The sequence below is a fragment of the Pseudomonas sp. 31 R 17 genome (genome assembly GCF_900004915.1).
Lineage (GTDB): Bacteria > Pseudomonadota > Gammaproteobacteria > Pseudomonadales > Pseudomonadaceae > Aquipseudomonas > Aquipseudomonas orientalis_A.
Genome location: NZ_CVTN01000064.1, coordinates 22050 through 45652, shown reverse-complemented (window position 1 = coordinate 45652; position 23603 = coordinate 22050). Strand labels below are relative to the sequence as shown.

Genomic DNA, 23603 nt, shown 5'->3' with positions numbered 1-23603 from the left:
CGCCAACCTGGCATATAGATAGCTGGCCGTTGGTTTTTTGATCTGTTTTCGGCGAGGGTTGCTCGTGATTGTTAGTCCCTGTAATGCACCAAAATTGTCTGCCAAACGGTTACGAAACGCACTGGTGACGGGCTCTGCCCTGTTCTGCCTGTTCGGCGCGGGTCAACTGTGGGCATTCAGTCTGGACGATGTATCGGCCAAGGCAAAAGAGCTGGCCGGGCAGAAATACGAAGCTCCGCGCAGCAATCTGCCGAACGAATTCCGCGAAATGAAATTCGCTGACTACCAGAAGATTCGTTTCCGTAATGAAAAAGCCGAGTGGGCCGATCAGAACACCCCGTTCAAGCTGTCCTTCTATCACCAGGGTATGCACTTCGATACGCCGGTGAAAATCAATGAAGTCACCGCCGACAGCGTCCAGGAAATCAAGTACGACCCTAATCGTTTCGATTTCGGCGACGTGAAGTTTGATCCGAAAGCCACCGAACAGTTGGGTTATGCCGGCTTCCGGGTGCTGTTCCCGATCAACAAGGCCGACAAGCAAGACGAAATCATGACCATGCTCGGCGCCAGCTATTTCCGCGTCGTCGGCAAGGACCAGGTGTATGGCCTGTCCGCCCGTGGCATGGCGATCGACACGGCGCTGCCGTCCGGCGAAGAATTCCCGCGTTTCACCGAGTTCTGGATCGAGCGTCCGAAGCCGGGCGACAAACACCTGGTGATCTTCGCCCTGCTCGATTCGCCGCGTGCGACGGGCGCCTACCGCCTGATCCTGCGTCCGGGCACCGACACCGTGGTCGACGTCAAGTCCCAGATGTACCTGCGCGACAAGGTGAGCAAGCTGGGCGTGGCCCCGCTGACCTCGATGTTCCTGTTCGGCGCCAACCAGCCGTCCAAGGTCCTCAACTACCGTCGTGAACTGCACGATTCCAGCGGTCTGTCGATCCATGCCGGCAATGGCGAGTGGATCTGGCGCCCGCTGAACAACCCTAAACACCTGTCGGTCAGCAATTTCAGCGTGGAAAACCCGCGTGGGTTCGGCCTGCTGCAACGCGGTCGCAACTTCAGCCACTACGAAGACCTGGACGACAACTACGACAAGCGCCCAAGCGCCTGGATCGAACCTGAGGGCGACTGGGGCAAAGGCACCGTCGACCTGGTAGAGATTCCGACCGCTGACGAAACCAACGACAACATCGTTGCCTTCTGGAGCCCGGCCGAACTGCCGGAAGTCGGCAAGCCGCTGGATGTGTCCTACCGCCTGCACTGGACGCTGGACGATTCCGCCTTCCATTCGCCGGACAGCGCCTGGGTCAAGCAGACCCTGCGTTCCACCGGTGACGTGAAGCAATCCAACCTGATCCGTCAGCCGGACGGCACCGTGGCCTACCTGGTGGACTTCGAGGGCCCGGCCCTGAAGAAACTGCTGCCTGACGCCCCGGTACGCAGCCAGGTCAGCGTTGGCGACAACGCCGAGCTGGTTGAAAACAGCGTGCGCTACAACGAGCACACCAAAGGCTGGCGCCTGACCCTGCGCATGAAGATCAAGGACGCGAGCAAGCCGACTGAAATGCGTGCGGCGCTGGTGCAGGAAATTGCACAGGCCGAGCCTGAACAGGTCTCGACCCACGTGCTCAAGGCTGACAAGGTCCTGGCCAAGCAACACGAGAAACAGGCCAAGAAAGACGCCAAAGAGGCGAAGGACAAGGACGCCAAGCAGCCAGAAGCTGCACCGGCCCCTGTCACGCCGGAGCCGGCCAAGACTGAACAAGTCCTGACCGAAACCTGGAGCTACCAGTTGCCCGCCGATGAGTAATTCACAAGTCAAGCCGGAAACTCTGACCGAGTATCTGGCGCATCTCCCCATGACGGCTGAGCAGCGCGCCGAGCTGGCGGGCTGCAGCTCCTTCAGCGAGCTGCACGAACGCCTGTCGTCCGCCACCTTCGACGCACCCACCGATGCCGCCCAGGCGTCGGTGGGCCGCAGGTTGACCCTCAGCACGGCCGAAGAGCTGCAGGACGCGGAGATGCTGGCGCTCGACGCCAGCGGCCGCGTGTGCCTGAAGGCCACGCCGCCGATCCGTCGGACCAAAGTGGTGCCCGAGCCCTGGCGCACCAACATCCTGGTACGCGGCTGGCGCCGGATGACCGGGCGCACCAACCCGCCGAAGCCGCCGAAGGACGAACGGGTACTGCCCGCCGCGCGCTGGCGTACCGTGGGTTCGATCCGCCGCTATATCCTGCTGGTGCTGATGCTGGGCCAGACCATCGTGGCCGGCTGGTACATGAAAGGCATCATGCCGTACCAAGGCTGGTCGCTGGTCGACTTCGACGAGATCCGCAACCAGACCCTGCTGCAAACCGCTACCCAGGTACTGCCTTACGCACTGCAGACCAGCATCCTGATCATGTTCGGGATTCTGTTCTGCTGGGTGTCGGCCGGTTTCTGGACCGCGCTGATGGGTTTCCTCGAGCTGCTGACCGGTCACGACAAATACCGTATCTCCGGTAAAAGTGCCGGCGACGAGCCGATTCCCAAGGATGCACGTACCGCGCTGGTGATGCCGATCTGCAACGAGGACGTGCCCCGGGTGTTCGCCGGTCTGCGCGCCACGTTCGAATCGGTGGCCGCGACCGGCGACCTGGACCGTTTCGACTTCTTCGTGCTCAGCGACAGTAATGAAGCGGATATCTGCATTGCCGAACAGCAAGCGTGGCTCGACGTGTGCCGCGAAGCCGGTGGTTTCGGCAAGATTTTCTATCGCCGCCGTCGCCGTCGCGTCAAGCGCAAGAGCGGCAACCTCGACGACTTCTGCCGTCGCTGGGGCGGTGACTACAAGTACATGGTGGTGCTCGACGCCGACAGCGTGATGAGCGGCGAATGCCTGACCAGCCTGGTACGCCTGATGGAAGCCACGCCGGATGCCGGGATTATCCAGACCGCGCCGCGTGCGTCGGGCATGGACACCCTGTATGCGCGCATGCAGCAGTTCGCCACCCGCGTTTATGGTCCGCTGTTTACCGCCGGTCTGCACTTCTGGCAGTTGGGTGAATCCCATTACTGGGGCCACAACGCGATCATCCGCATGAAGCCGTTTATCGAGCACTGCGCCCTGGCGCCGTTGCCGGGTAAGGGCGCGTTTGCCGGTGCGATCCTCTCTCACGACTTCGTTGAAGCAGCGCTGATGCGCCGCGCCGGCTGGGGCGTGTGGATTGCCTACGACCTGCCGGGCAGCTACGAAGAACTGCCGCCCAACTTGCTGGACGAACTCAAGCGTGACCGTCGCTGGTGCCACGGTAACCTGATGAACTTCCGCCTGTTCCTGGTCAAGGGCATGCACCCGGTGCACCGTGCGGTGTTCCTGACCGGCGTGATGTCCTACCTGTCGGCGCCGTTGTGGTTTTTCTTCCTGGTGCTGTCCACGGCCTTGCTGGCGGTGAACACCCTGATGGAGCCGCAGTACTTCATGGCGCCGCGCCAGTTGTACCCGCTGTGGCCGCAATGGCATCCGGACAAGGCGGTGGCACTGTTCTCCACCACGATCGTGCTGCTGTTCCTGCCTAAACTGCTGAGCATCATCCTGATCTGGGCCAAGGGCGCCAAAGAGTTCGGCGGCAAGTTCAAGGTGACCCTGTCGATGCTGCTGGAGATGCTGTTCTCCATGCTGCTGGCGCCGGTGCGCATGATCTTCCACACCCGTTTCGTACTGGCCGCGTTCCTCGGCTGGGCCGCGACCTGGAACTCGCCGCAGCGCGACGACGACTCCACGCCGTGGAGCGAAGCGGTCAAGCGTCACGGTCCGCAGACCTTGCTGGGCTTTTTGTGGGCGTTACTGGTGGTGTGGCTTAACCCAAGCTTTTTGTGGTGGCTGATCCCGATCGTCGGTTCGCTGATGCTGTCGATCCCGGTGTCGGTGATTTCCAGCCGGGTCAAGCTGGGCCTCAAGTCCCGCGATGAGAGCCTGTTCCTGATCCCCGAGGAATACAATCCGCCGCAGGCACTGCTGTCGACCGAGAAGTACACCCACGAAAACCGTTGGCACGCGCTCAATGACGGGTTCGTGCGTTCGGTGGTCGACCCGCAGCAGAACGCCCTGGCCTGTGCCCTGGCGACCTCGCGTCACCGCGAGGCGGAGCCGATCGAGTACCTGCGGGTGGAGCGTGTTCGTCACGCGTTGAAAGTCGGCCCGGCCGGCCTCACCAACAGCGAGCGCCTGGCCCTGCTCAGCGACCCGGTAGCCCTGGCTCGTTTGCATGAACAGGTGTGGAGCGAAGGCCACGCCGAGTGGCTGGATGCTTGGCGTGCTTCGATCAAGGCTGATCCGCACGCGCCATTGCTCCCGCTGCAACCACTGTCGTCCCAGGCTCAACCGGCCTGATTCAGACGCCCCCGAGGGCTCACCTCGGGGGCGTTTCAAGCGCTGGTCCTACAGCGTTTGGCGCCGCTTCCCTTCCTCCCTAACTCCTTGTTATTTCGAAACAAAAGACCTTCGCTCGAAGCGTATTGCCGTGCCTGTGGCTGGGGTAGCATCGCCCCCAAATTTGACGCGCCACGGGGGCACACATGTTCAAAAGGTATTGTTCGGCACTGCTGATAGGCGTTGTCGCATTGCTTCACACCGGCTTGCTCTGTGCCGGGGCGATTGACGACGCTGTGCGCCGTGGCGTGCTGAAAGTCGGCACCACGCCGACTTACGTACCGTTCGAAATGACGGACAAGCAGGGACGCATCATCGGCTTCGAGATCGACCTGCTCCAGGCGATGAGCCGCGCGCTGGGGGTAGAACTCGAACTGGTCGCGGTGCCTTACACGGAGTTGCTGTCGGGGCTGATGGCGGAGAAGTTCGACCTGATCGGCAGCGGCATGACGGTCACCCAGGAGCGCAACCTGTACCTCAACTTCAGCGACTCTTTTATCGTGGTGGGCCAGTCGGTCCTGCTGCACCCGCGCCTGGCCGGCAAAGCATCGAGTATCGAAGACCTGGACGAGTCAGGCTATCTGATCGCAGTCACCGAAGGCACCACCGGCGAGGCAGCGGCGCAGCGCTTCCTGGGGGCGGCCCGGCTCAAGCGTTTCACTACGCCGGAGGAGGGCGTGCGCCACGTGGTGGAGGGCAAGGCCGACGCCTTTGTCTACGATGCGCCCTACAACCTGATCGCCATGACGCGGCCCGAGAACAGCGCATTGTTGACGCTGGAGCAGCCGTTTACCTTTGAGCCCCTTGCGTTCGGCCTGAAGAAAGGTGACTACGACAGCCTCAACTGGATCAATCATTTCCTCAACCAGGTGGCCCAGGACGGCACCTACGATCAACTGCATGACAAGTGGTTCAGGGACACTGCCTGGATGGCGGAGATTGACTGATGGTCATAACTACTTACATATCAACTCATTAGCGAATCTGCGCGTCGGGCCGTCCAGGCGTTTAGTCAGGCGCAGCGCCGTAGTGCTTCTCTTACCTGCGTCGATAACATTTAGTCGTGAAACCTTTGTGACGGGCAGCGAGTGCGTTAGGATCGCACCCCGAAATGGCGCAGCCCATACTGCGCCGGCCTTACAAAAAACGTTCAGGGGTCTTGATGATGAAAAAGTATCTTTCGATGCTGATGCTCGGCGTCACCGCACTGGTGGCGGCGACTGCGGCCCAGGCTGGCGCCATCGATGATGCGGTCAAGCGCGGCACGCTGAAAGTCGGCATGGACCCGACCTACATGCCGTTCGAAATGACCGACAAGCGCGGTGAAATCATCGGCTTTGAAGTCGACATCCTCAAGGCCATGGCCAAGTCCATGGGCGTCAAGCTGGAGCTGGTGTCCACCGGCTACGACGGCATCATCCCGGCCTTCCTGACCGGCAAGTTCGACATGATCGGCAGCGGCATGACCCTGACCCAGGAACGCAATCTGCGCCTGAACTTCAGCGAACCCTTCATCGTGGTCGGCCAGACCCTGCTGATTCGCAAGGAGCTGGAAGGCACCATCAAGTCCTACAAAGACCTGAACGATGAAAAATACCGCCTGACCTCCAAGCTGGGCACCACCGGTGAGATGGTCGCCAAAAAGCTGATCGCCAAAGCCAAGTACCACGGCTATGACAACGAGCAGGAAGGCGTGCTGGACGTGGTCAACGGCAAGGCGGACGCCTTTGTCTACGACGCCCCGTACAACGTGGTGGCCGAGAAGAAAGTCGGTAACGGCAAGCTGGTGTTCCTGGAAGAACCCTTCACCTTTGAGCCCCTGGCGTTCGGCTTGAAGAAAGGCGACTACGACAGCGTCAACTTCATCAACAACTTCCTGCACCAGATCAGGAACGACGGCACCTACGATCGCATCCATGACAAGTGGTTCAAGAGCTCCGAGTGGCTCAAGGACATGGAATAAGGCTTAAGACCGAGTTGCCTGTATCGGGGGCAAGCCCCCTCCCACATTTGCAATGCGTTTCCCTGTGGGAGGGGGCTTGCCCCCGATGGCGGCCGACCAGGCAACACCTATGCGGACAGTGAAATGAAACAGAAAAAAGCCCAATGGCCCTGGCACCTGCTGACCGTGGTCGTGCTGGTCGGCCTGGCCGGCGCCTTGTACTACGCCACCTCGCTGATGTCCTACGAATGGCGCTGGAACCGCGTGCCGCAGTATTTCGCCTATCAGGCCGAAGAAGCGCAGCGTGCAGCCGATATTTCCACCGTCATCGAGCTGGTCCGCAAAGGCGATGTGGCCGAGGTGACGCTGCGCAGTGATGCCGGTGCCGAGCAAAAGGTGACGGTCGCCGACAACAGCCTGCAAGTGGCGCGTGGCGATGATGTGGCCGAAGGTGACGTCATCGGTGTCAACCGCCATTGGGCACTGGGCCCGTTGATGTGGGGCCTGTGGACCACGCTGTGGTTGTCGGTGGTGTCCGGCATCCTGGGCCTGGCGATTGGCCTGGCCACCGGCTTGTGCCGGCTGTCCAGCAACCCGACCCTGCGCGACCTGTCGACGATCTACGTCGAACTGGTGCGCGGTACGCCGCTGCTGGTACAGATCTTCATTTTCTATTTCTTTATCGGCACGGTGCTCAACCTGTCCCGGGAGTTTGCCGGGATCGCGGCACTGTCGCTGTTCACCGGCGCCTACGTGGCGGAAATCGTGCGTGCCGGTGTGCAATCGATCACCCGTGGCCAGGACGAGGCCGCGCGCTCCCTGGGCTTGAGCGCCAGCCAGTCGATGCGGCATGTGGTATTACCGCAGGCGTTCAAGCGCGTCCTGCCGCCGCTGGCCGGTCAATTCATCAGCCTGGTGAAAGACACCTCGCTGGTCTCGGTGATCGCGATCACCGAGCTGCTCAAGAGCGGGCGCGAAGTGATCACCACCTCGTTTTCGCCGTTTGAAATTCTGTTCTGTGTGGCAGGCCTGTACCTGCTGATCAACCTGCCGCTGTCGAAGATGGCCAGCCGGCTTGAGCGGAGGCTCGCGCAAAGTGATTGAAGTCCGCGATCTGGTAAAAGTCTTCGATACCCGTGGCCATGTGGTGCGCGCCGTGGACCATGTCACCACCCAGGTAGCCAGGGGCGAAGTGCTGGTGGTGATCGGCCCGTCCGGTTCCGGCAAGTCCACTTTTCTGCGCTGTCTTAATGGGCTGGAGGAATTCGATTCAGGTTCGGTCAGCATCGACGGCCTGCAACTGGCCGACCCGAAGACCGATGTGAATGCCTACCGCCGTGAAGTCGGCATGGTGTTCCAGCATTTCAACCTGTTCCCCCACATGACCGTGCTGGAGAACCTGTGCCTGGCGCAAAAGGTCGTGCGCAAGCGCGGCAAGCGCGAGCGTGAGGCCAAGGCCCTGGCATTGCTGGAGAAGGTTGGTATCGCCCAGAAAGCCAATGAGTTTCCGTCGCGGCTTTCCGGAGGCCAGCAGCAGCGGGTAGCGATTGCCCGAGCGCTGGCAATGGAGCCCAAGGTGATGCTGTTCGACGAACCGACCTCGGCGCTGGACCCGGAAATGGTCGGCGAAGTGCTCGACGTCATGAAGACCCTGGCCCTGGAAGGCATGACCATGGTCTGCGTCACCCACGAGATGGGCTTTGCCCGCGAGGTGGCGGACCGGGTGTTGTTTTTCGATCACGGCAAATTGCTGGAAGACGCGGCGCCGGCCGAGTTCTTCGATGCACCCAAGGACCCACGCGCCCAGGCCTTCCTGCGCCAGGTGCTATGACTGTAGGAGCGAGCTTGCTCGCGAAGATCGTCAACGATAACGCAGCGCACCTTAAATGAACGCGGCGGCCTTGGGCTTTTCGCGAGCAAGCTCGCTCCTACAGTGATGGTTCTTCAGAGCTTGAATTTGCCGACCAGCGTCTGCAGATCCACGCTCAACCTCGTCAATTGAACACTCGCCGCCGCCGTTTCCTCGCTGGCGGCAGCGGTCTGTTCCGACACATCCCGCACCTTCAATACGCTGCGATTGATTTCCTCGGCCACCGCGCTTTGCTGCTCGGCGGCGGCGGCAATCTGCGGGTTCATTTCCTGGATCACCGCCACCGTGCGGGCAATCGCCGCCAGGGCCTCGCCGGCGTCGCGGGTCAGGGCAACGCTGTTGTCGGTCAGGGTGCGGCTGCTGTCCATGATGTCGGCTACCTGCTGGGTACCGTTATGCAGGCCGAGGATCAGCCCTTCGATTTCTTCAGCCGATTCCTGCGTGCGTTGGGCCAGGCTGCGTACTTCATCGGCGACCACGGCGAAGCCTTGGCCGGCAGTGCCCGCGCGCGCCGCTTCGATCGCGGCGTTCAGGGCCAGCAGGTTGGTCTGCTGGGACACGGACTTGATAACGTCCAGCACGCTGGCGATCTTCTGGCTTTCCTGTTGCAAAGTCAGCATTGCGCGGCCGGACAAAGCCATTTCACTGGCCAGGTTGCCGATTTGCTCAACGGCCTGAGTGACCACCTGCTCGCCGGAGCCGGCCTGCTGATCTGCTTCGTTGGCGGCAACGGACGCGCGTTCGGCATGGCGTGCAACCTCTTGGGCGGTGGCGAGCATTTGATTCATCGCCGTTGCCACCTGGTCGGTTTCATCTTTCTGCTGGTTGAGCCCGTTGCGGGTCTGCTCAGTGACGGTGGACAACTGCGTCGCCGCACCGGCGATCTGGCGGGCGCTGTCACCGATGCCGCTGATCAGGCTGCGCAGGCTGCGGGTCATTTGCCCGATGCTGTGTTGCAGTTGGCCCAGTTCGTCGCGGCGCTCCACCTGGATGTCGTGGCTCAAGTCGCCCTCGGCCACACGGTTGGCGGCGATCAGGATGCCACGCAACGGCGAGGCGATCTGCCGGGCAATCCACCACGCGGCCAGCGCTCCCAATACCAGCGCAGCCAGAGTGACGCCGATCAGCAATGTATGAGTCTGGGCCGCCTCCTGATTGCGCTTGGTGTTCTGGCTCTGGCTCAGCAAGTCGCTTTTCTCGCGCAACTCGTTGAGCTGCTGCTCGAAGCGGTTTTGCACGGTTTCGACGCTGAGTTGGGCTTCCTTGAGCTTGACCAGTTGTGCGCGGTAGTTGGCCAGGTCGGTTTTGAGCAGTGTGGAGTCCACCGGCAGCGTGGTGACGGTGGCCTGTGCGGCATCCAGGGCGTCCAGCGTCTGGTTGGCGGCCTCGGCATAGGCTTGCAATGAGTCGGCCGCCCAGGCGGGGTTCTGGGCGCGATCCTCGGCCTGCTCCATGGCTTGACGCAATTGCTCGATGGCATCGAGCGCCTTTTCGTCATTCTGGTCGGGCAAGTCGCTGGCGAATTGGGCCAGGGTGTCACTGGCTTGCAGGGCAGATGTCTTCAGCGCCGGGCGGATGTTCTCGCGCTGCTCGATCAAGGCCGGTAGCTGCGCCAGCGCCGTCTTGAAGTCGGCTACCAGGCTTGCCGCCTCTGCAATGCGTTGCAGATCGACCGGGTCTATCAGGCGCTGCGAAAGGTCTGTCAGACGCTGGTCGATTTTCTCGATCTTCTGCGTCATCTGGTCCAGGCTGGCCTTGTCCGCCAGGGTGCGGTACACGATGCGGTCGGCGCGCATGGCCTGCGCCTGGACGGCCAGCTCGCCCAGGCTCGTCAGGCTGTCGGAGCGATAAAGGATGGCGTTCAAGGCCTGCCAGCCCGTTGCAGAGATGATGAAGCTGAGCATCAGCACCTGGCCAAAACCCAGCGCGAGCTTGAGGCGTACGCTGGCGTTCGCCAGCATGCGGGTCAGCCGAGATAACATGGCGCACCTCCCATTCAGAAAAAAGCGTTTCGCGACAGATGAACGCTAATTCGAATTGGAGTGAGGGCGGGCTGATAACCGTGTAGGAAATTTCACAAGATGCGGCAGCCGCAATCGGCTGCCGCGCAGGTTGGGTCAGATGCGGAAGCGACCGACCAGGGTTTGCAGGTAGATGCCCAGGCGCGCCAGCTCAGCACTGGACGCCGCCGTTTCTTCGCTGGCCGAAGACGTTTGCTCGGAGACATCGCGCACATTCAACACGCTGCGGTTGATCTCTTCGGCAACGGCGCTTTGCTGCTCGGCGGCGGTGGCGATCTGCGAGTTCATCGCCTGGATGGTCGACACGGTGCGAGTAATGCTCTCCAACGCGCTGCCGGCCCGGCGCGTCAGTTCGACACTGCTGTCGGTCAGGCCGCGACTATTGTCCATGATGGTCGCCACCTGCTGCGTGCCGTTTTGCAGGCCGACGATCAGCTCCTCGATCTCCTCGGTGGACTTCTGTGTGCGCTGGGCCAGGCTGCGCACTTCGTCGGCCACCACGGCGAAGCCACGCCCGGCTTCACCGGCACGCGCCGCTTCAATGGCCGCGTTAAGCGCCAGCAGGTTGGTTTGCTGGGCCACGGACTTGATGACGTCAAGCACACTGCCGATCTTGTCACTTTCGCGCTTCAGATCGCCCATGGCGATCGTCGAATTGCCGACTTCGGTGGCCAGGCGTTCGATCTGGGCGATGGCTTCACCGACCACTCTGTCACCTTCGCGGGCCTGCACATCGGCGGCCACGGCGGCTTCCGACGCTTCTTCGGCATTGCGCGCCACTTCCTGCACGGTGGCGGCCATTTCGTTCATGGCCGTGGCGACCTGGTCGGTCTCGACCTTCTGGCTGTTGACCCCGGCGCTGGTTTGCTCGGTGACGGCCGACAGTTGCTCGGCGGCGCTGGCGATCTGGGTCACGCCGTCGCTGATACCACCGATCAGCTCGCGCAGGCCCACGGTCATGCTCTGCATGGCGCGTTGCAGTTGGCCCAGTTCATCCTGGCGGGAGGACTCCAGGTTGTGGCTCAGGTCGCCCGAGGCCACGCGCTCGGCGACCTTGAGGGTTTGATTGAGCGGGATGATGATCTGGCGGGTGATGGCCCAGGCGGCGACGAGGCCAAACAGCAGCGCCAGCAGGGTAGACAGCAGCAACAGCTGTTTGGCTTGGGCGGCGTCGCTGTCGCGGACCACGGTTTGCGAGGCAGTGAGTTTGCTGCTGCGGTCCAACAGAATGTCTCCCTGGACGTTCATGATTTTCAGCGCGGCGGCGCTGGCCACCTGCGAGTCACGGTACTGGCTGACAGCGGCGCGGTAGGCTTGCAGCGAGGTGCCGGCCTGTTGCAGGTTGGTGGAAAATTGATCAGGTAGCTGGCCGTTGAGCGCGGCGATTTTCTTCAGGGCATTATCGATGGCATCCAGCGCGGGCTGCTCGGCTTCGACTTTGCCGCTGTAGGTGTAGCCGCGCACCTGGAACCGCGCCTGCTGGATCAGCTTGCTCAGGTCGACGATGCTGTTGAACTGGCTGACGCTGTCGCCCTGTAGCAGGGTCTTTTCCACTTCGCCGACTTTGAGCACCGCATTGTCAGCAGTATCGCCGAGCTTGCTGCGCGCGTTTTCGCGATTGGCACCGGCCTGGACCATGGTGTCGAAGGCGCGCTTGTACTGGTCAACGGCGGCGAGTTGGTCATCGACCAGCGCGATATCGGCGGGCTGTTCAATCAGCGCCCGGGCCGTTTTCAGGCCGCTTTCCAGCTGGCCCAGAAAACCATTGACTGCCCCCGGGCCCTGTTCGCCACGGCGCATTTCAAAGTCCAGGCGCGCGATGCGCAGTTCCTTGCTCAAATCGTTGAGGCTGGCGATGTAGCCCAGTTTGTCGCCACGGCTGATCACGCCCGAGAGCCCGGCCCAGCCGGTGAGTGTGATGATTAATGTAAGCAGCAACACCAGGCCGAAGCCGACGCCCAACTTGGTTTTGACGCTGACATTCCCCAGCTTTTCGGCTAACCAACGATACATGCTGCAAACTCCCCTGGAACAAGGCTTGGACTTATTCCGGGGTTATCGGCATGTGTATGAAATTCTGAAGCGACGCAGTACCCCTGTGGGAGGGGGCTTGCCCCCGATAGCGGTGTATCAGCCACTGAATGTGGCGACTGATACTCTGTCATCGGGGGCAAGCCCCCTCCCACATTAGAACAAGCGGGCGAGCAGGGCGGTCACGGCGGTTTCAACCCGCAGGATGCGCGCACCGAGTTGCACCGGCTGCAGGCCGGCCTTGCTCAGCAATTCGACTTCATAAGGTATCCAGCCACCTTCCGGCCCGATGGCCAGGGTCACCGCTTCATCCAGGCCACGGGGGCAAGGTGGGTAATCGCCGGGGTGGCCGATCAGGCCCAGGGTGCCCGCGGCCATGGCCGGCAAGCGATCCTCAACGAACGGCTTGAAGCGTTTCTCGATAACGATCTCGGGCAATACCGTGTCCCGCGCCTGTTCCAGGCCAAGGATGAATTGCTCGCGAATCGCTTCAGGCTCCAGGAACGGGGTCTGCCAGAAGCTTTTTTCTACGCGGTAGCTGTTGACCAGCACGACCTTCGGCACGCCCATGGCGGCCACCGTTTGCAGGACCCGACGCAGCATCTTCGGACGGGGCAGGGCCAGCAGCAGGATCAGCGGCAGTTTGCTCGGCGGCGTCTGGTCGAAGCTGACGTGCAGCTCGGCTTCCCCAGTTTCCAGGCGCAGCAGTTGAGCATTACCCATCAGCCCGCCAATGCGGCCCACACGCACGTTGTCGCCGACCACGGCGCGGTGGACCTCCTGCATATGCACCAGGCGCCGATCACGCAGCACCACCCGGTCGGCCGCGATAAAATCGGCCTCTTCCAGCAGCAGCAGGTTCACGGCTGGGTCGCTGGCGGCTGGTCGTCGTCGGCAGTCTGGTCGTCCGGGTGCTCGCCACGCTTGCTGATCAAGCCGCTGAACAGGATGCCGATCTCGAACAGCATCCACATCGGCACGGCCAGCAGGGTCTGGGAGAAGATGTCCGGCGGGGTAAGGATCATGCCGACCACGAAGCAGCCGATGATCACGTAGGGGCGGATCTTCTTCAAGTAAGCCACGTTGACGACGCCGATCCACACCAGCAACACCACCGCCACCGGAATTTCGAAGGCCACGCCGAAGGCGAAGAACAGCGTCATCACGAAGTCGAGGTAGCTGGTGATGTCGGTCATCATTTCCACGCCGGCCGGGGTGGCGGCGGCGAAGAATTTGAAGATCAGCGGGAACACCAGGAAGTAGGCGAAAGCCATGCCGGTATAGAACAGCAGGATGCTCGACACCAGCAACGGCACGGCGATGCGCTTCTCATGCTTGTACAGCCCCGGCGCGATGAAGCCCCAGATCTGATGCAGGATCACCGGGATCGCCAGGAACAGCGAGACCATCATGGTCAGCTTCAACGGCGTCAGGAACGGCGATGACACGTCGGTGGCGATCATCGTCGCGCCGGCCGGCAGATACTGGCGCAGCGGCGTGGAGACGAAGGTATAGATCTGCTGGGTGAAAGCAAACAGCCCGGCAAAGATGATGAAGATGGCCGCTACGCAACGCAGCAGGCGGGTACGCAGCTCGGTGAGGTGCGAGACCAGCGGCATGTGCTGGTCGTTTTCCGGTTTATCAGCGCTCATGGGGCTCGCGGCGGCAATGTAGGGTCATGGGGCGCGGGCGACGCAACGGGCGTCGGCGCAGGCTCGGTTGGCGCGGTCAGTGCCGGGGGCGCGGCTTCAGTCGCCGGCGCGATACTGTTCTGGGCCACAGGTTCCACCGGTTTGGCGGGCTCCTGCACCGGCGACAGAATCTTGCGCGTCTCCTGCTCCAACGACAGGATGTGCTCGTTGTGCAATTGCCGGCGGATCTCGTCGGCCCCGATTTCCCGCTCAACTTCCTGTTTGATCGCGTTGAAACTGCGTTTCAGGCGCCCGATCCACAGGCCGGCCGTGCGTGCCGCACCGGGCAGGCGTTCGGGGCCCAATACCAGCAGGGCCACGAGGCCGACGAGCAGCAGTTCAGAGAAGCTGATACCAAACATTAGTCAGTGCTCACGAGTCTTTGCGGGTCGGCTCTTCGACTTTTTCAGCCTGCACGTCGAAGGTACGACGCTCGGTGATCGGCTGGGCGGCCTGCGGGTGCACAGGCTGGGCCGGTGGAACCGGGTTTGCAGTGGGTTCGGCCGGCTTTTCGTCGTCGTTCATGGCTTTGCGAAAGCCCTTGATCGACTCGCCGACATCGGTGCCCAGGTTCTTGAGTTTCTTGGTGCCGAACACCAGTACCACGACCACCAGAATGACGATCCAGTGTTTCCAGTCAAAAATACCCATGCTGCAAATCCTCGATAAAAGTTGTTCAGGTGGACGGGCGTGCAGCCTTCTCGGCGTGCCCGGACAGGCCGAAGCGACGGTCCAGTTCATCCAGCACGGCCTGTGGATGCTGCCCCAGCTGGGCGAGCATGACCAGGCTATGGAACCACAGGTCGGCGGTCTCATAGATGACATCGCTGCAATCGCCGCTGATCTGCGCATCCTTGGCGGCAATGATCGTCTCGACGGATTCTTCGCCGAGTTTTTCCAGGATCTTGTTCAGACCCTTGTGATACAGGCTGGCGACATAGGAGCTGTCGGCATCCGCGCCCTTGCGCTCTTCCAGCACCTGGGCCACGCGGTTGAGGGTATCGCTCATGGTCAGTGTCCTGCCGAATAAATGGCGTGCGGGTCTTTGAGCACCGGTTCCACCACCTTCCATTCGCCGTTGTCGAACACGCGATAGAAGCAACTGTGACGGCCGGTGTGGCAGGCGATGCCGCCGATCTGTTCGACCTTGAGGATCACCACGTCGGCATCGCAGTCCAGGCGCAGCTCATGCAGGGTCTGCACATGCCCGGACTCTTCGCCCTTGCGCCACAGTTTGCCACGCGAACGTGACCAGTAGATGGCGCGCTGCTCGGCGGCGGTCAGGCTCAGGGCCTCGCGGTTCATCCAGGCCATCATCAGCACGCGCCCGGTCTTGTAGTCCTGGGCAATGGCCGGCACCAGGCCGTCACTGTCCCACTTGATCTCGTCCAGCCAGTCTTTCATGTTCGGCTCCGGCAATTTGCGACAGTGTATAACCGGATGGGTTATCGACGCACGATCAGATAAACGCCCACGGCGACCATGATTCCGGCCGGCCAGTGGCCCAGTTGATTCAACGGTCCGCCGATCGCCAGCATGACCCCACCCACCAGATGCGCGGCGCCGAGCAGGCGCAGGAACCAGTCGTCCTTGCGCTTGCGCCATGGCGGCTCAGGGTCCCTGGCGTGAGGCTGTGACATGCGTTCGAGCAGGTCGCGGGTCATGTTGGCCAGGTGCGGCAGCTGTTCCATCTGGCTGTGCAGGTTGCCCAGCATGGTCTTCGGGCTCATCCGCTCACGCATCCAACGTTCCAGGAACGGCTGCGCGGTGTTCCACAGATCGAGGTCCGGGTACAGCTGGCGGCCCAGGCCTTCGATGTTGAGCAGGGTTTTCTGCAGCAGCACCAACTGCGGCTGCACTTCCATATTGAAGCGCCGCGCGGTCTGGAACAGGCGCATCAGCACCTGACCGAAGGAAATATCCTTTAACGGTTTTTCAAAGATCGGTTCGCACACGGTGCGGATCGCCGCTTCGAATTCATTCAGTTTGGTTTCCGCCGGCACCCAGCCCGAATCAATGTGCAACTGCGCCACGCGGCGATAGTCACGCTTGAAAAAGGCGAACAGGTTACGCGCCAGGTAGTCCTGGTCTTCCGGCGTGAGGCTGCCGACGATGCCGCAGTCGATCGCAATGTACTGCGGGCTCCACGGGTTGACGGTGCTGACGAAGATGTTGCCCGGGTGCATGTCGGCGTGGAAGAAACTGTCGCGGAACACCTGGGTGAAGAAAATTTCCACGCCGCGCTCGGCGAGCATTTTCATGTCGGTGCGCTGGTCGGCCAGGGTCGCGAGGTCGGTGACTTGCACGCCGTAGATGCGCTCCATCACCAGCACTTTGGGGCGGCACCAGTCCCAATACACTTGCGGCACGTACAGCAGCTGCGAGCCTTCGAAATTGCGGCGCAGCTGGCTGGCGTTGGCCGCTTCGCGCAGCAGGTCGAGTTCGTCGTAAATGGTTTTTTCGTAGTCGGCCACCACATCCACCGGATGCAGCAGGCGCGCATCGGCGGAGAACCGTTCGGCGGCGCGGGCCAGAATGAACAGCCACGCCAGGTCCTGGCCGATGATCGGCTTGAGGCCCGGGCGAATCACTTTCACCACCACTTCTTCACCGCTCTTGAGCTGCGCGGCATGCACCTGCGCAACCGAGGCCGAAGCCAGCGGCTCGACATCGAAGCGGCTGAACACCTCGCTGATCTTCCTGCCCAGTTGCTCTTCGATCAGCTTCATCGACAACTGCGAATCGAACGGCGGCACGCGGTCCTGCAGCAGCATCAGCTCATCGGCGATGTCTTCGGGCAGCAAGTCGCGGCGCGTCGACAAAATCTGCCCGAACTTGATGAAGATCGGCCCCAGGTCCTGCAACGCCAGGCGCACGCGAGCGCCTCGGCTCAGTTCCAGTTTTCTGCGCGGCAACCAGCGCCACGGCAACACATAGCGCACCGCGAGCAGGAACCATGGCAGGGGCAGGGCAAACAGCAGGTCATCGAGGCGGTAGCGGATTACGACGCGCTGGATACGAAACAAACGGCGGACGGCGAGCAGCTTCATGCGTTATCGCTTGGATCAAGGGAACGGCTCAGGCGCTCGAAGCGGGCCTCGAGACGTTCCAGGTCGATTTTGGCCTTGTCGAGCTCACGAAAGCGCGCTTGCGCTTCCCGTTGCCCGACCAGGGTGCGCGATTCTTCGCTCAGGTATTCGGCGAGGTTCTGGTTGAGGCTGGCGAACCCTTGCTGGTACCAGCGCGAACGGCTGCGCAGGTGCCCGCCGAGCAACTGGGTGGCGACGGGGCCGAGCCAGCGCGAGAGTTCGTATTCCCAGTCCAGCTCCAGGTCCTGCAGCACGGCGGCCAGGTCCATCAGCACCGCGCTGTCGCCTTCCAGCGCCACTTCGGGGCTGTGCAGGATAGCGGTCTTGTTGCGGCTCAGGGCCAGGTGCACCAGGCTGGCGGCGGGCGCACGCAGGGTGCAGTCGGCCTCGGCGGCCCATTGCGACGCGAGCAGCAGGCCCTCATCGCTGTGCAGGATGAACAGCTGCAGGGCAGGGCTGCGGCAATCGACGGCGATGACTTTGCCGGTCAGGTGCGCAAGCCGCGCCAGGGCGGTGCTGTCCAGGCGCAAGACACGGTTGAGGCCGTGCTCGACGCTGGCGAGAAGGCCTGCGAGCAGCATCAGGGCTTGATGCCGCGGTGCAGGGCGACGATGCCCGAGGTCATGTTGTGGTAGGTCACGCGGTCGAAACCGGCCTCCACCATCATCGACTTCAGGGTTTCCTGGTCGGGGTGCATGCGGATCGATTCGGCCAGGTAGCGGTAGCTCTCGGCATCGTTGGTGATCAGCTTGCCCATCAACGGCATGAAGGCGAACGAATAGGTGTCGTACACCTTGGACATCAGCGCGTTGGTCGGCTTGGAGAATTCCAGCACCAGCAGGCGGCCACCCGGTTTGAGCACGCGCAGCATCGAGCGGATCGCGTCTTCCTTGTGGGTGACGTTGCGCAGGCCGAAGGCGATGGTCACGCAATCGAAGTGGTTGTCGGGAAACGGCAGTTTTTCCGCATCGGCCTGGACGAATTCGATATTGCCGGCCACGCCCTTGTCGAGCAGGCGGTCGCGACCAACCTTGAGCATCGAGCCGTTGATATCGGCCAGTACCACCTGGCCGGTAGGCCCTACCAGCTTGGAAAACTTGGCGGCCAAATCGCCCGTGCCGCCGGCGATGTCGAGCACGCGATTGCCGGTGCGTACGCCCGACAATTCGATGGTGAAACGCTTCCACAGGCGGTGCATGCCACCGGAGAGCACGTCGTTCATCAAGTCGTACTTGGCGGCTACGGAGTGGAACACCTCAGCGACTTTTTCCGCTTTCTGGCTTTCCGGGACGTTCTTGAAGCCGAAGTGAGTGGTGGGTTCGGCATCGCTGCCTTTGCGCTGATCAGTCATATCGCTGTCACCAAAAGAGAATGCGGGACATGATAATCCCCGGGGCCTGCTTTGTCTTGGCAAGGCTGAAGGTAAGATAGGTGCTTATCGAGACCTTTTGCCGCATGGAAGGTTTCCAAGCCCTCATAGAAAGGAGCCATTGCAATGGCGCGTATAACCGTTGAGCGTGAGCATTCCCTGGGTAAAGCCGCCGCACGGGCGAAGGCCGACACGCTGGCGCAGAAACTCAAGGATAAATACGGCGTGGAGTCGTCGTGGTCCGGCGATACCCTGAACCTCAAGCGGTCGGGCGTTAAAGGCACCGTTCAGGTCTTTGATGATGCATTGCGCATCGATGTGGAACTGGGCCTGTTGATGTCGGCCATGAGCGGTACCCTCAAGTCCGAAATCGAAAAAGCCCTGGATAAGGCGCTGGCCTGATTCGACGCTCTTAGGGTGCCGATTCTAATTTTTCACCCTACGTTGTGCCCAAGCCCCCAACTCCGGCGGGCGGTTCCTCCACCCGGTTCTATGTGAGGTGCACCATGGCCAACGTTATTTTGCAGAAAAAAATCGACAGTCAGACCACTGCCCTGAGTGAGGTCAAACGCTATGCCCGCAGGATCTGGCTGGCGGGTCTTGGTGCCTACGCCAAGGTCGGCAGCGAGGGCGGCGAATACTTCAATGAGCTGGTTAAGAGTGGTCAACATATTGAAAGTAAAAGCAAAAAAGTTGCCATTGAACAACTTGATGCCGCTAACAGTCAGATTGATCAAGTAAAGAGTAACGTCTCGAGTGTCGGCCGCCGGGTTGAAGTTCAACTGGATAAAGTTGAAAAAGCATTTGACTCGCGTGTTGCAAGTGCCTTGAATCGAATCGGCATTGCGTCTAAACATGACGTTGAGACACTCTCTGCTAAGCTCGAAGAGCTGACGGCATTGCTCGAACGTGTCGCGCGTAAACACTAAGGAGACATCGGGATGGCTGTTAAAAAAACTACTCAGAAAGAAAGCAGCTCGTGGGTCGGGGAAGTTGAAAAATATTCCCGAAAGATCTGGCTTGCTGGTTTAGGCGTGTATTCGAAGGTGAGCAGTGACGGCGGCAAATACTTCGAGACGCTGGTCAAGGACGGTGAGAAAGCCGAGAAGTTGACCAAGAGCACTGTGGGTAAAAAAGTCGATGCGGCCAAGGCGAGCGCAGGTTCGGCCAAGTCGAGCATTTCCGACACGTGGAACAAGTTGGAAGAAACCTTCGACAAACGCCTCAACAGTGCCATTTCGCGACTGGGCGTGCCGAGCAAGGCTGAGCTGAAAACGCTGCACAGCAAGGTCGACACCCTGACCAGGCAAATCGAAAAACTCACAGGCGCCAAAGTGGCGCCAGCCAAGACGGCTGCGGCCAAGCCTGCGGCAAAACCGGCCGCCAAACCTGCGGCTAAAACCGCAGCGGCAAAACCCGCCGCGAAAACGGCCGCCAATCCTGTGGTTAAAGCGGCCGCCAAACCGGCTGCAAAACCTGCGGCCAAGGCGCCCGCCAAAGCTGCTGCAAAACCTGCCGCCAAGCCAGCGGCGAAGACTGCAGCCGCCAAGCCAGCCGCAAAAGCTGTAGCGGCCAAGCCTGCGGTCAAGCCTGCGGTCAAGGCCGTTGCCAAACCTGCAGCTGCAAAAGCTGCCGCCAAACCTGCTGCCGCCAAGCCAGCGGCAAAGCCCGCCGCCGCGAAGAAGCCAGCGGTAGCGAAAAAGCCAGCGGCAGCTAAACCTGCGGCGGCGGCGACAACCGCTTCCACTGCCAACTCAGTGTCCGCTCCGACCCCCGCTGCTGCGACTGCGACGTCGACAACTTCGACGCCATCCAGTCAGTCCTGATTCTTTCCAGGACAACAAAAAATGCCCGACCTGCAAAGGTCGGGCATTTTTTATAACGCCGCGATCACGATCAGGGGGGCTTCAATCCACGTCATCCAGATATTTGAGTGCAAACCTCTCGGTCGCCAGCCGTGCCGGCATCAGCAGATGCGGCGCCACCAGCATCATGACCTGGTACACCACCACCCGCACCTCACCCTTGCGATCCAGGATTCGCTGGTAATCCAGGGAAAACAGCAGGGTCATGGTGATCTGCTCCACCAACTGCCCCAGCGCCTGGGTGTCACTGACCAGTTGCCCTGCGGTTTTCAACCGCGCCAACAATGAAGCCAGGGTGCGCTTGAGCGCCGTGAGCAGGTTGCGAATGCCCTTGGCCAGCTTCGGCAGACGCCCGGCCAGGTTCGACAGGTCCTGGAAGAGGAATCGGTAGTGGGCCATGCGCTCGACAATCAGGTGCAGGAACAGCCAGTAATCCTCGGCCTCCAGCTGCGCATCGGCAGGAGGGTCGAGCAGCGGCGCCAACTCGCCTTGAAAACGTTCGAACAGCCCCAGCACCAACGGCTCCTTGCCATGGAAGTGGTAGTAGAGGTTGCCGGGGCTGATCCCCATTTCATTGGCCACCTCCATGGTCGACACATTCGGCTCGCCCTTGTGGTTGAACAACTGCAGGGCACATTCAAGGATACGGTCGCGGGTCTTCATCCAGCCTCTTAGTCTGATCGTTGAGCTCAGCGCACGCGCACGTAGGTGCCTGGCGCCGCTTCCATCGGTGGGTAGTTCTGGTTGCCCAGGGCGGTGAGGGTTTCGCGTTGCACGCCCGAACGTTGCTGAATCCACGCCAGCCATTGCGGCCACCAGCTGCCTTCGACGTGGCTGGCGTCGTAGTACCAGGCGCGCGGGTCGCTGCTCAGCCTGGGGTTCTCGACGTAGTTGGCCTTCGGGTTGCCGGGCGGGTTGAGGATGCTCTGGATATGCCCGCTGTTGGACAGGACGAAGCGCCGCTCGCCGCCCAGCAGTTGGGTGGATCGGTACACCGCGTCCCACGGCGTGATGTGGTCGTTGATGCCGGCCACGCTGAAGCTGTCGACCGTGACCTTCTGCAAGTCGATGGGGGTGCCGCACACCTCAAGGCCTCCCGGATGCCTCAGCGGGTTGTGCTTGAAGAAATCCAACAGGTCGCCGTGCAGCGCGGCGGGCAGGCGCGTGTTGTCGTTGTTCCAGTACAGGATGTCGAAGGCGGGCGGTTCCTTGCCCAGCAGGTAGTTGTTGACCCAGTAGTTCCAGATCAGGTCATTGGGGCGCATCCAGGCGAACACCCTGGCCATGTCGCGACCGTCCAGCACACCTTGTTGGTAGGAGCGGCGCTTGGCGGCTTCAAGGGTCTGTTCATCGGCGAACAACATGGCCGGGCCGTCGATCTGGCTGTCGAGCAAGCTCACCAGGTAACTGGCGCTGGCGATGCGCCGCAATTGGCGCTTGGCTTGCAGATGGCCTTGCAGTGCCGCGATGGTCAGGCCGCCGGCGCAGGCGCCCATCAGGTTGACCGCGCGTGCGCCGGTGATTGCCCGGCAGGCGTTGAGGGCTTCTTCCAGCGCCGCAACGTAGGTGGACAGGCCCCATTCGCGATGCCGCACATCCGGGTTGCGCCAGCTGACCATAAAGGTCTGCAGCCCGTTTTTCAGCGCGTATTGCACAAAGCTGTTAGCCGGGCTGAGGTCGAATATGTAGAACTTGTTGATTTGCGGCGGCACCACCAGCAAGGGCTTGGCGTATTGTTTTTCGCTCATGGGCTTGTATTGGATCAGCTCCAGCAGCTCATTGCGAAACACCACCGAGCCCGGCGTGGTGGCAACGGTCTTGCCCACTTCGAAGGCATGCTTGCTGACCTGACGCGGCAGGCCGTTGTTGTGCAGCAGGTCTTCGAACAAATGGCTGACGCCGCGCACCACGCTGTTGCCGCCGGAGTTGAGCAACTCCTTGATGGCCAGCGGGTTGAGCAGCGTGTTGGAGGGCGATACGGCGTCGTTGAGCAGGGCGAACGCGAACTGTGCGCGTGCACGGTCGTCCGCGCTGAGGGTGCTGTCGTCGATCCAGTTGCGCGTGTGTTTTTGCCAGCTCAAATAGGCTTGCAGGCTGCGCCGGTACAGCGGGTTGAGCGCCCAGGTGGGGTCTTTGAAGCGGCTGTCGTTGGGGTTGGGCTCATGCACCGTGTCCCCCAGCAACACGCGGCCCAGTTGGCCGCTCAGGGCCAGGGCGTGGCGTGCGGTGTGCAGCGGGTTGCGCAGGCCATGGGCCGCCACGGTGCGCAGGGTCGACAGCAGGTCGCGACCGCGCAGGCCGGTGATCGCGTTTTGCGCGTTGATGAACGCAGCGGGGGTGGGCGCCGGGTTCGTCACGGGTCTGTCTCGCATGAGCCAACACTCCTTCGTCAAGCCATCAAGAGGCACGCCAATTCAGAACCATAGTCGGTTCCTGGCAAGTTGCGCGGCGGTGTGGTCCTTCACACCGCCGGTCGCGGATGTATCACGGCGCGCAGGCGCTCCTCCTCGAGAAACTTCATGATGATCGGTGCCACGGCTTCCGCCCGGGTGATCAGGAATAAGTGGCCATCATCGATGATATGCAACTGCGCATTGGGGATGCGCCAGGCGAGCATGCGCATGTTGATCAGCGGAATCAGCGGGTCGTCGTCTCCGGCCAGGACCAGGGTCGGCTGGCGGATCTTGTGCAGCCAATGGATGCTGGTCCAGCCCAGCCCCGCGAACAGCTGCCAGTAATAGCCCAGCTTGCCGGCCGAGCGCACTTTGCTGGCATGTTCGGCGGCCAGTTTGGCGTCGCGGCGGAACGAGCCGCCGTAAATCATCGGCGCAATGCGCACCACGTGGGACGGCTGGATATAGCGCCGGGGGCTGGCCATCAGCCACAGCACCTTGGGCTTTCCGGGCACCATAAAAGCGCCGGCAGCCGTGGCCGCCAGGATCAACTTCTTGCAGCGCTCGGGGTAGTCATGGGCGAACTGCTGCGCCAGTGCACCGCCCCAGGACACCCCCACCGCATTCACCTGGCCGTAATCCAGGTAATCGAGCATGCGCGCCGTCAGCTTGGCCAGGCCGGGGAAGCGATAGGGTCGGTTGGGCGTGGAGGAGCCGCCCACCCCTGGCACATCGAAGGCGATCACTTCCAGGTCCGGGTCCAGGGCGTGGACGAACGGAAACACCAGCTCCAGGTTGGCGCCGATGCCGTTGAAGATCAGCAGCGGGGTCAAGTGCGGCTTGCCCGGTCGTACCGCCGTGCGGATGGCTTGGCCATCCAGGTCGATGGTGCGGAAGATGAACGGTTGCGGCAT

At 61.7% G+C, this 23603-nt stretch carries 22 protein-coding genes and 2 pseudogenes; 9 read left to right on the top strand and 15 right to left on the bottom strand.

Annotated features, from left to right (window positions below; all coding sequences use genetic code 11):
- Nucleotides 1-64: 64 nt before the first annotated feature.
- From BFP89_RS12065 to BFP89_RS12040, 6 genes and pseudogenes are all read left to right on the top strand, one after another.
- Nucleotides 65-1816 carry a glucan biosynthesis protein G gene (locus tag BFP89_RS12065; protein ID WP_065885770.1) on the top strand — a complete coding sequence of 584 codons (1752 nt, stop codon included), beginning with the start codon at nt 65-67 and terminating at the stop codon, nt 1814-1816.
- Nucleotides 1809-4381: pseudogene (mdoH, locus tag BFP89_RS12060) on the top strand (glucans biosynthesis glucosyltransferase MdoH); the annotation flags it as partial. The gene BFP89_RS12065 and the pseudogene mdoH, both read left to right, overlap by 8 nt.
- 183 nt (nt 4382-4564) lie before the next feature.
- Entirely contained in the window at nt 4565-5365 is an 801-nt protein-coding gene (locus tag BFP89_RS12055) for a transporter substrate-binding domain-containing protein (RefSeq protein ID WP_065885728.1), read from the top strand.
- 218 nt (nt 5366-5583) lie between these two features.
- Nucleotides 5584-6381, top strand: a complete 798-nt coding sequence (locus BFP89_RS12050) for a transporter substrate-binding domain-containing protein (protein WP_065885769.1) — start codon at nt 5584-5586, stop codon at nt 6379-6381.
- Between the two features lie 123 nt (nt 6382-6504).
- A complete protein-coding gene (locus tag BFP89_RS12045; protein WP_065885727.1) occupies nt 6505-7464 on the top strand; it encodes an amino acid ABC transporter permease in 960 nt (319 codons plus the stop codon).
- Complete coding sequence (locus tag BFP89_RS12040) at nt 7457-8191, top strand: amino acid ABC transporter ATP-binding protein (protein WP_065885726.1); 735 nt, start codon at nt 7457-7459, stop codon at nt 8189-8191. The genes BFP89_RS12045 and BFP89_RS12040 overlap by 8 nt, the downstream gene beginning before the upstream one ends.
- A 113-nt stretch (nt 8192-8304) precedes the next feature.
- Here BFP89_RS12040 and BFP89_RS12035 read toward each other — a convergent pair whose 3' ends face one another.
- The 12 genes and pseudogenes from BFP89_RS12035 to ubiE all read right to left on the bottom strand — a co-directional run bounded on the left by BFP89_RS12035 (nt 8305) and on the right by ubiE (nt 18413).
- Entirely contained in the window at nt 8305-10212 is a 1908-nt protein-coding gene (locus tag BFP89_RS12035) for a methyl-accepting chemotaxis protein (RefSeq protein WP_065885725.1), read from the bottom strand.
- A 135-nt stretch (nt 10213-10347) separates the two neighbouring features.
- On the bottom strand, nt 10348-11052 hold the full coding sequence (locus BFP89_RS29715; protein ID WP_370671216.1) for a methyl-accepting chemotaxis protein: 705 nt from the start codon (nt 11050-11052) through the stop codon (nt 10348-10350).
- Nucleotides 11053-11253: 201 nt separating this feature from the next.
- Nucleotides 11254-12264, bottom strand: a pseudogene (locus tag BFP89_RS29710) (methyl-accepting chemotaxis protein); the annotation flags it as partial.
- A 174-nt stretch (nt 12265-12438) separates the two neighbouring features.
- Nucleotides 12439-13146: a 16S rRNA (uracil(1498)-N(3))-methyltransferase gene (locus tag BFP89_RS12025; protein WP_065885723.1), complete on the bottom strand. Its 708-nt coding sequence runs from the start codon at nt 13144-13146 to the stop codon at nt 12439-12441.
- Nucleotides 13143-13934 (bottom strand): twin-arginine translocase subunit TatC, encoded by a 792-nt coding sequence (tatC, locus tag BFP89_RS12020; protein WP_065885722.1) that lies wholly within the window; start codon nt 13932-13934, stop codon nt 13143-13145. Before tatC ends, BFP89_RS12025 begins: the two co-directional genes overlap by 4 nt.
- The gene (gene tatB / locus BFP89_RS12015; RefSeq protein WP_065885721.1) at nt 13931-14335 is read right to left on the bottom strand and encodes a Sec-independent protein translocase protein TatB; all 405 of its coding nucleotides are present in this window, start codon (nt 14333-14335) and stop codon (nt 13931-13933) included. Before tatB ends, tatC begins: the two co-directional genes overlap by 4 nt.
- 10 nt (nt 14336-14345) lie before the next feature.
- Complete coding sequence (locus BFP89_RS12010; RefSeq protein WP_065885720.1) at nt 14346-14624, bottom strand: twin-arginine translocase TatA/TatE family subunit; 279 nt, start codon at nt 14622-14624, stop codon at nt 14346-14348.
- Nucleotides 14625-14649: 25 nt separating this feature from the next.
- Entirely contained in the window at nt 14650-14982 is a 333-nt protein-coding gene (locus BFP89_RS12005; RefSeq protein WP_057724443.1) for a phosphoribosyl-ATP diphosphatase, read from the bottom strand.
- Nucleotides 14983-14984: 2 nt separating this feature from the next.
- A complete protein-coding gene (gene hisI, locus BFP89_RS12000) occupies nt 14985-15377 on the bottom strand; it encodes a phosphoribosyl-AMP cyclohydrolase (protein WP_065885719.1) in 393 nt (130 codons plus the stop codon).
- Between the two features lie 41 nt (nt 15378-15418).
- Nucleotides 15419-17023, bottom strand: a complete 1605-nt coding sequence (ubiB, locus tag BFP89_RS11995) for a ubiquinone biosynthesis regulatory protein kinase UbiB (RefSeq protein WP_065885718.1) — start codon at nt 17021-17023, stop codon at nt 15419-15421.
- Entirely contained in the window at nt 17020-17643 is a 624-nt protein-coding gene (locus BFP89_RS11990; protein WP_065885717.1) for a ubiquinone biosynthesis accessory factor UbiJ, read from the bottom strand. Before BFP89_RS11990 ends, ubiB begins: the two co-directional genes overlap by 4 nt.
- Nucleotides 17643-18413: a bifunctional demethylmenaquinone methyltransferase/2-methoxy-6-polyprenyl-1,4-benzoquinol methylase UbiE gene (gene ubiE, locus BFP89_RS11985; protein ID WP_003171186.1), complete on the bottom strand. Its 771-nt coding sequence runs from the start codon at nt 18411-18413 to the stop codon at nt 17643-17645. The genes BFP89_RS11990 and ubiE overlap by 1 nt, the downstream gene beginning before the upstream one ends.
- A gap of 144 nt (nt 18414-18557) precedes the next feature.
- On the opposite strand from ubiE, the gene BFP89_RS11980 reads away from it, so the two are divergent.
- The 3 genes from BFP89_RS11980 (at nt 18558) to BFP89_RS11970 (ending at nt 20257) form a co-directional block, all read left to right on the top strand.
- The gene (locus BFP89_RS11980) at nt 18558-18833 is read left to right on the top strand and encodes a polyhydroxyalkanoic acid system family protein (protein ID WP_065885716.1); all 276 of its coding nucleotides are present in this window, start codon (nt 18558-18560) and stop codon (nt 18831-18833) included.
- 104 nt (nt 18834-18937) lie between these two features.
- The gene (locus BFP89_RS11975) at nt 18938-19360 is read left to right on the top strand and encodes a phasin family protein (protein WP_065885715.1); all 423 of its coding nucleotides are present in this window, start codon (nt 18938-18940) and stop codon (nt 19358-19360) included.
- A gap of 12 nt (nt 19361-19372) precedes the next feature.
- A complete protein-coding gene (locus BFP89_RS11970) occupies nt 19373-20257 on the top strand; it encodes a phasin family protein (RefSeq protein WP_065885714.1) in 885 nt (294 codons plus the stop codon).
- A gap of 81 nt (nt 20258-20338) precedes the next feature.
- On the opposite strand, the gene BFP89_RS11965 is transcribed toward BFP89_RS11970, so the two are convergent.
- The 3 genes from BFP89_RS11965 to phaZ all read right to left on the bottom strand — a co-directional run bounded on the left by BFP89_RS11965 (nt 20339) and on the right by phaZ (nt 23603).
- A complete protein-coding gene (locus BFP89_RS11965) occupies nt 20339-20959 on the bottom strand; it encodes a TetR/AcrR family transcriptional regulator (protein ID WP_065885713.1) in 621 nt (206 codons plus the stop codon).
- A gap of 26 nt (nt 20960-20985) precedes the next feature.
- The gene (gene phaC / locus BFP89_RS11960; RefSeq protein ID WP_065885712.1) at nt 20986-22668 is read right to left on the bottom strand and encodes a class II poly(R)-hydroxyalkanoic acid synthase; all 1683 of its coding nucleotides are present in this window, start codon (nt 22666-22668) and stop codon (nt 20986-20988) included.
- Between the two features lie 89 nt (nt 22669-22757).
- Nucleotides 22758-23603, bottom strand: a complete 846-nt coding sequence (gene phaZ, locus BFP89_RS11955; protein WP_065885711.1) for a poly(3-hydroxyalkanoate) depolymerase — start codon at nt 23601-23603, stop codon at nt 22758-22760.

Excerpts from the sequence above, each read along its gene's own strand:
- BFP89_RS11970 (WP_065885714.1), top strand. The coding sequence starts at position 19,373 with ATGGCTGTTAAAAAAACTACTCAGAAAGAAAGCAGCTCGTGGGTCGGG.
- hisI (WP_065885719.1), bottom strand. The coding sequence starts at position 15,377 with ATGAAAGACTGGCTGGACGAGATCAAGTGGGACAGTGACGGCCTGGTG.
- tatC (WP_065885722.1), bottom strand. The coding sequence starts at position 13,934 with ATGAGCGCTGATAAACCGGAAAACGACCAGCACATGCCGCTGGTCTCG.
- tatB (WP_065885721.1), bottom strand. The coding sequence starts at position 14,335 with ATGTTTGGTATCAGCTTCTCTGAACTGCTGCTCGTCGGCCTCGTGGCC.
- BFP89_RS12010 (WP_065885720.1), bottom strand. The coding sequence starts at position 14,624 with ATGGGTATTTTTGACTGGAAACACTGGATCGTCATTCTGGTGGTCGTG.
- ubiB (WP_065885718.1), bottom strand. The coding sequence starts at position 17,023 with ATGAAGCTGCTCGCCGTCCGCCGTTTGTTTCGTATCCAGCGCGTCGTA.
- BFP89_RS11975 (WP_065885715.1), top strand. The coding sequence starts at position 18,938 with ATGGCCAACGTTATTTTGCAGAAAAAAATCGACAGTCAGACCACTGCC.
- BFP89_RS11980 (WP_065885716.1), top strand. The coding sequence starts at position 18,558 with ATGGCGCGTATAACCGTTGAGCGTGAGCATTCCCTGGGTAAAGCCGCC.
- BFP89_RS11990 (WP_065885717.1), bottom strand. The coding sequence starts at position 17,643 with ATGCTGCTCGCAGGCCTTCTCGCCAGCGTCGAGCACGGCCTCAACCGT.
- BFP89_RS12055 (WP_065885728.1), top strand. The coding sequence starts at position 4,565 with ATGTTCAAAAGGTATTGTTCGGCACTGCTGATAGGCGTTGTCGCATTG.
- ubiE (WP_003171186.1), bottom strand. The coding sequence starts at position 18,413 with ATGACTGATCAGCGCAAAGGCAGCGATGCCGAACCCACCACTCACTTC.
- BFP89_RS12035 (WP_065885725.1), bottom strand. The coding sequence starts at position 10,212 with ATGTTATCTCGGCTGACCCGCATGCTGGCGAACGCCAGCGTACGCCTC.
- phaZ (WP_065885711.1), bottom strand. The coding sequence starts at position 23,603 with ATGCCGCAACCGTTCATCTTCCGCACCATCGACCTGGATGGCCAAGCC.
- BFP89_RS12045 (WP_065885727.1), top strand. The coding sequence starts at position 6,505 with ATGAAACAGAAAAAAGCCCAATGGCCCTGGCACCTGCTGACCGTGGTC.
- BFP89_RS11965 (WP_065885713.1), bottom strand. The coding sequence starts at position 20,959 with ATGAAGACCCGCGACCGTATCCTTGAATGTGCCCTGCAGTTGTTCAAC.
- BFP89_RS12050 (WP_065885769.1), top strand. The coding sequence starts at position 5,584 with ATGAAAAAGTATCTTTCGATGCTGATGCTCGGCGTCACCGCACTGGTG.
- phaC (WP_065885712.1), bottom strand. The coding sequence starts at position 22,668 with ATGCGAGACAGACCCGTGACGAACCCGGCGCCCACCCCCGCTGCGTTC.
- BFP89_RS29715 (WP_370671216.1), bottom strand. The coding sequence starts at position 11,052 with ATGGCCGCCACCGTGCAGGAAGTGGCGCGCAATGCCGAAGAAGCGTCG.
- BFP89_RS12005 (WP_057724443.1), bottom strand. The coding sequence starts at position 14,982 with ATGAGCGATACCCTCAACCGCGTGGCCCAGGTGCTGGAAGAGCGCAAG.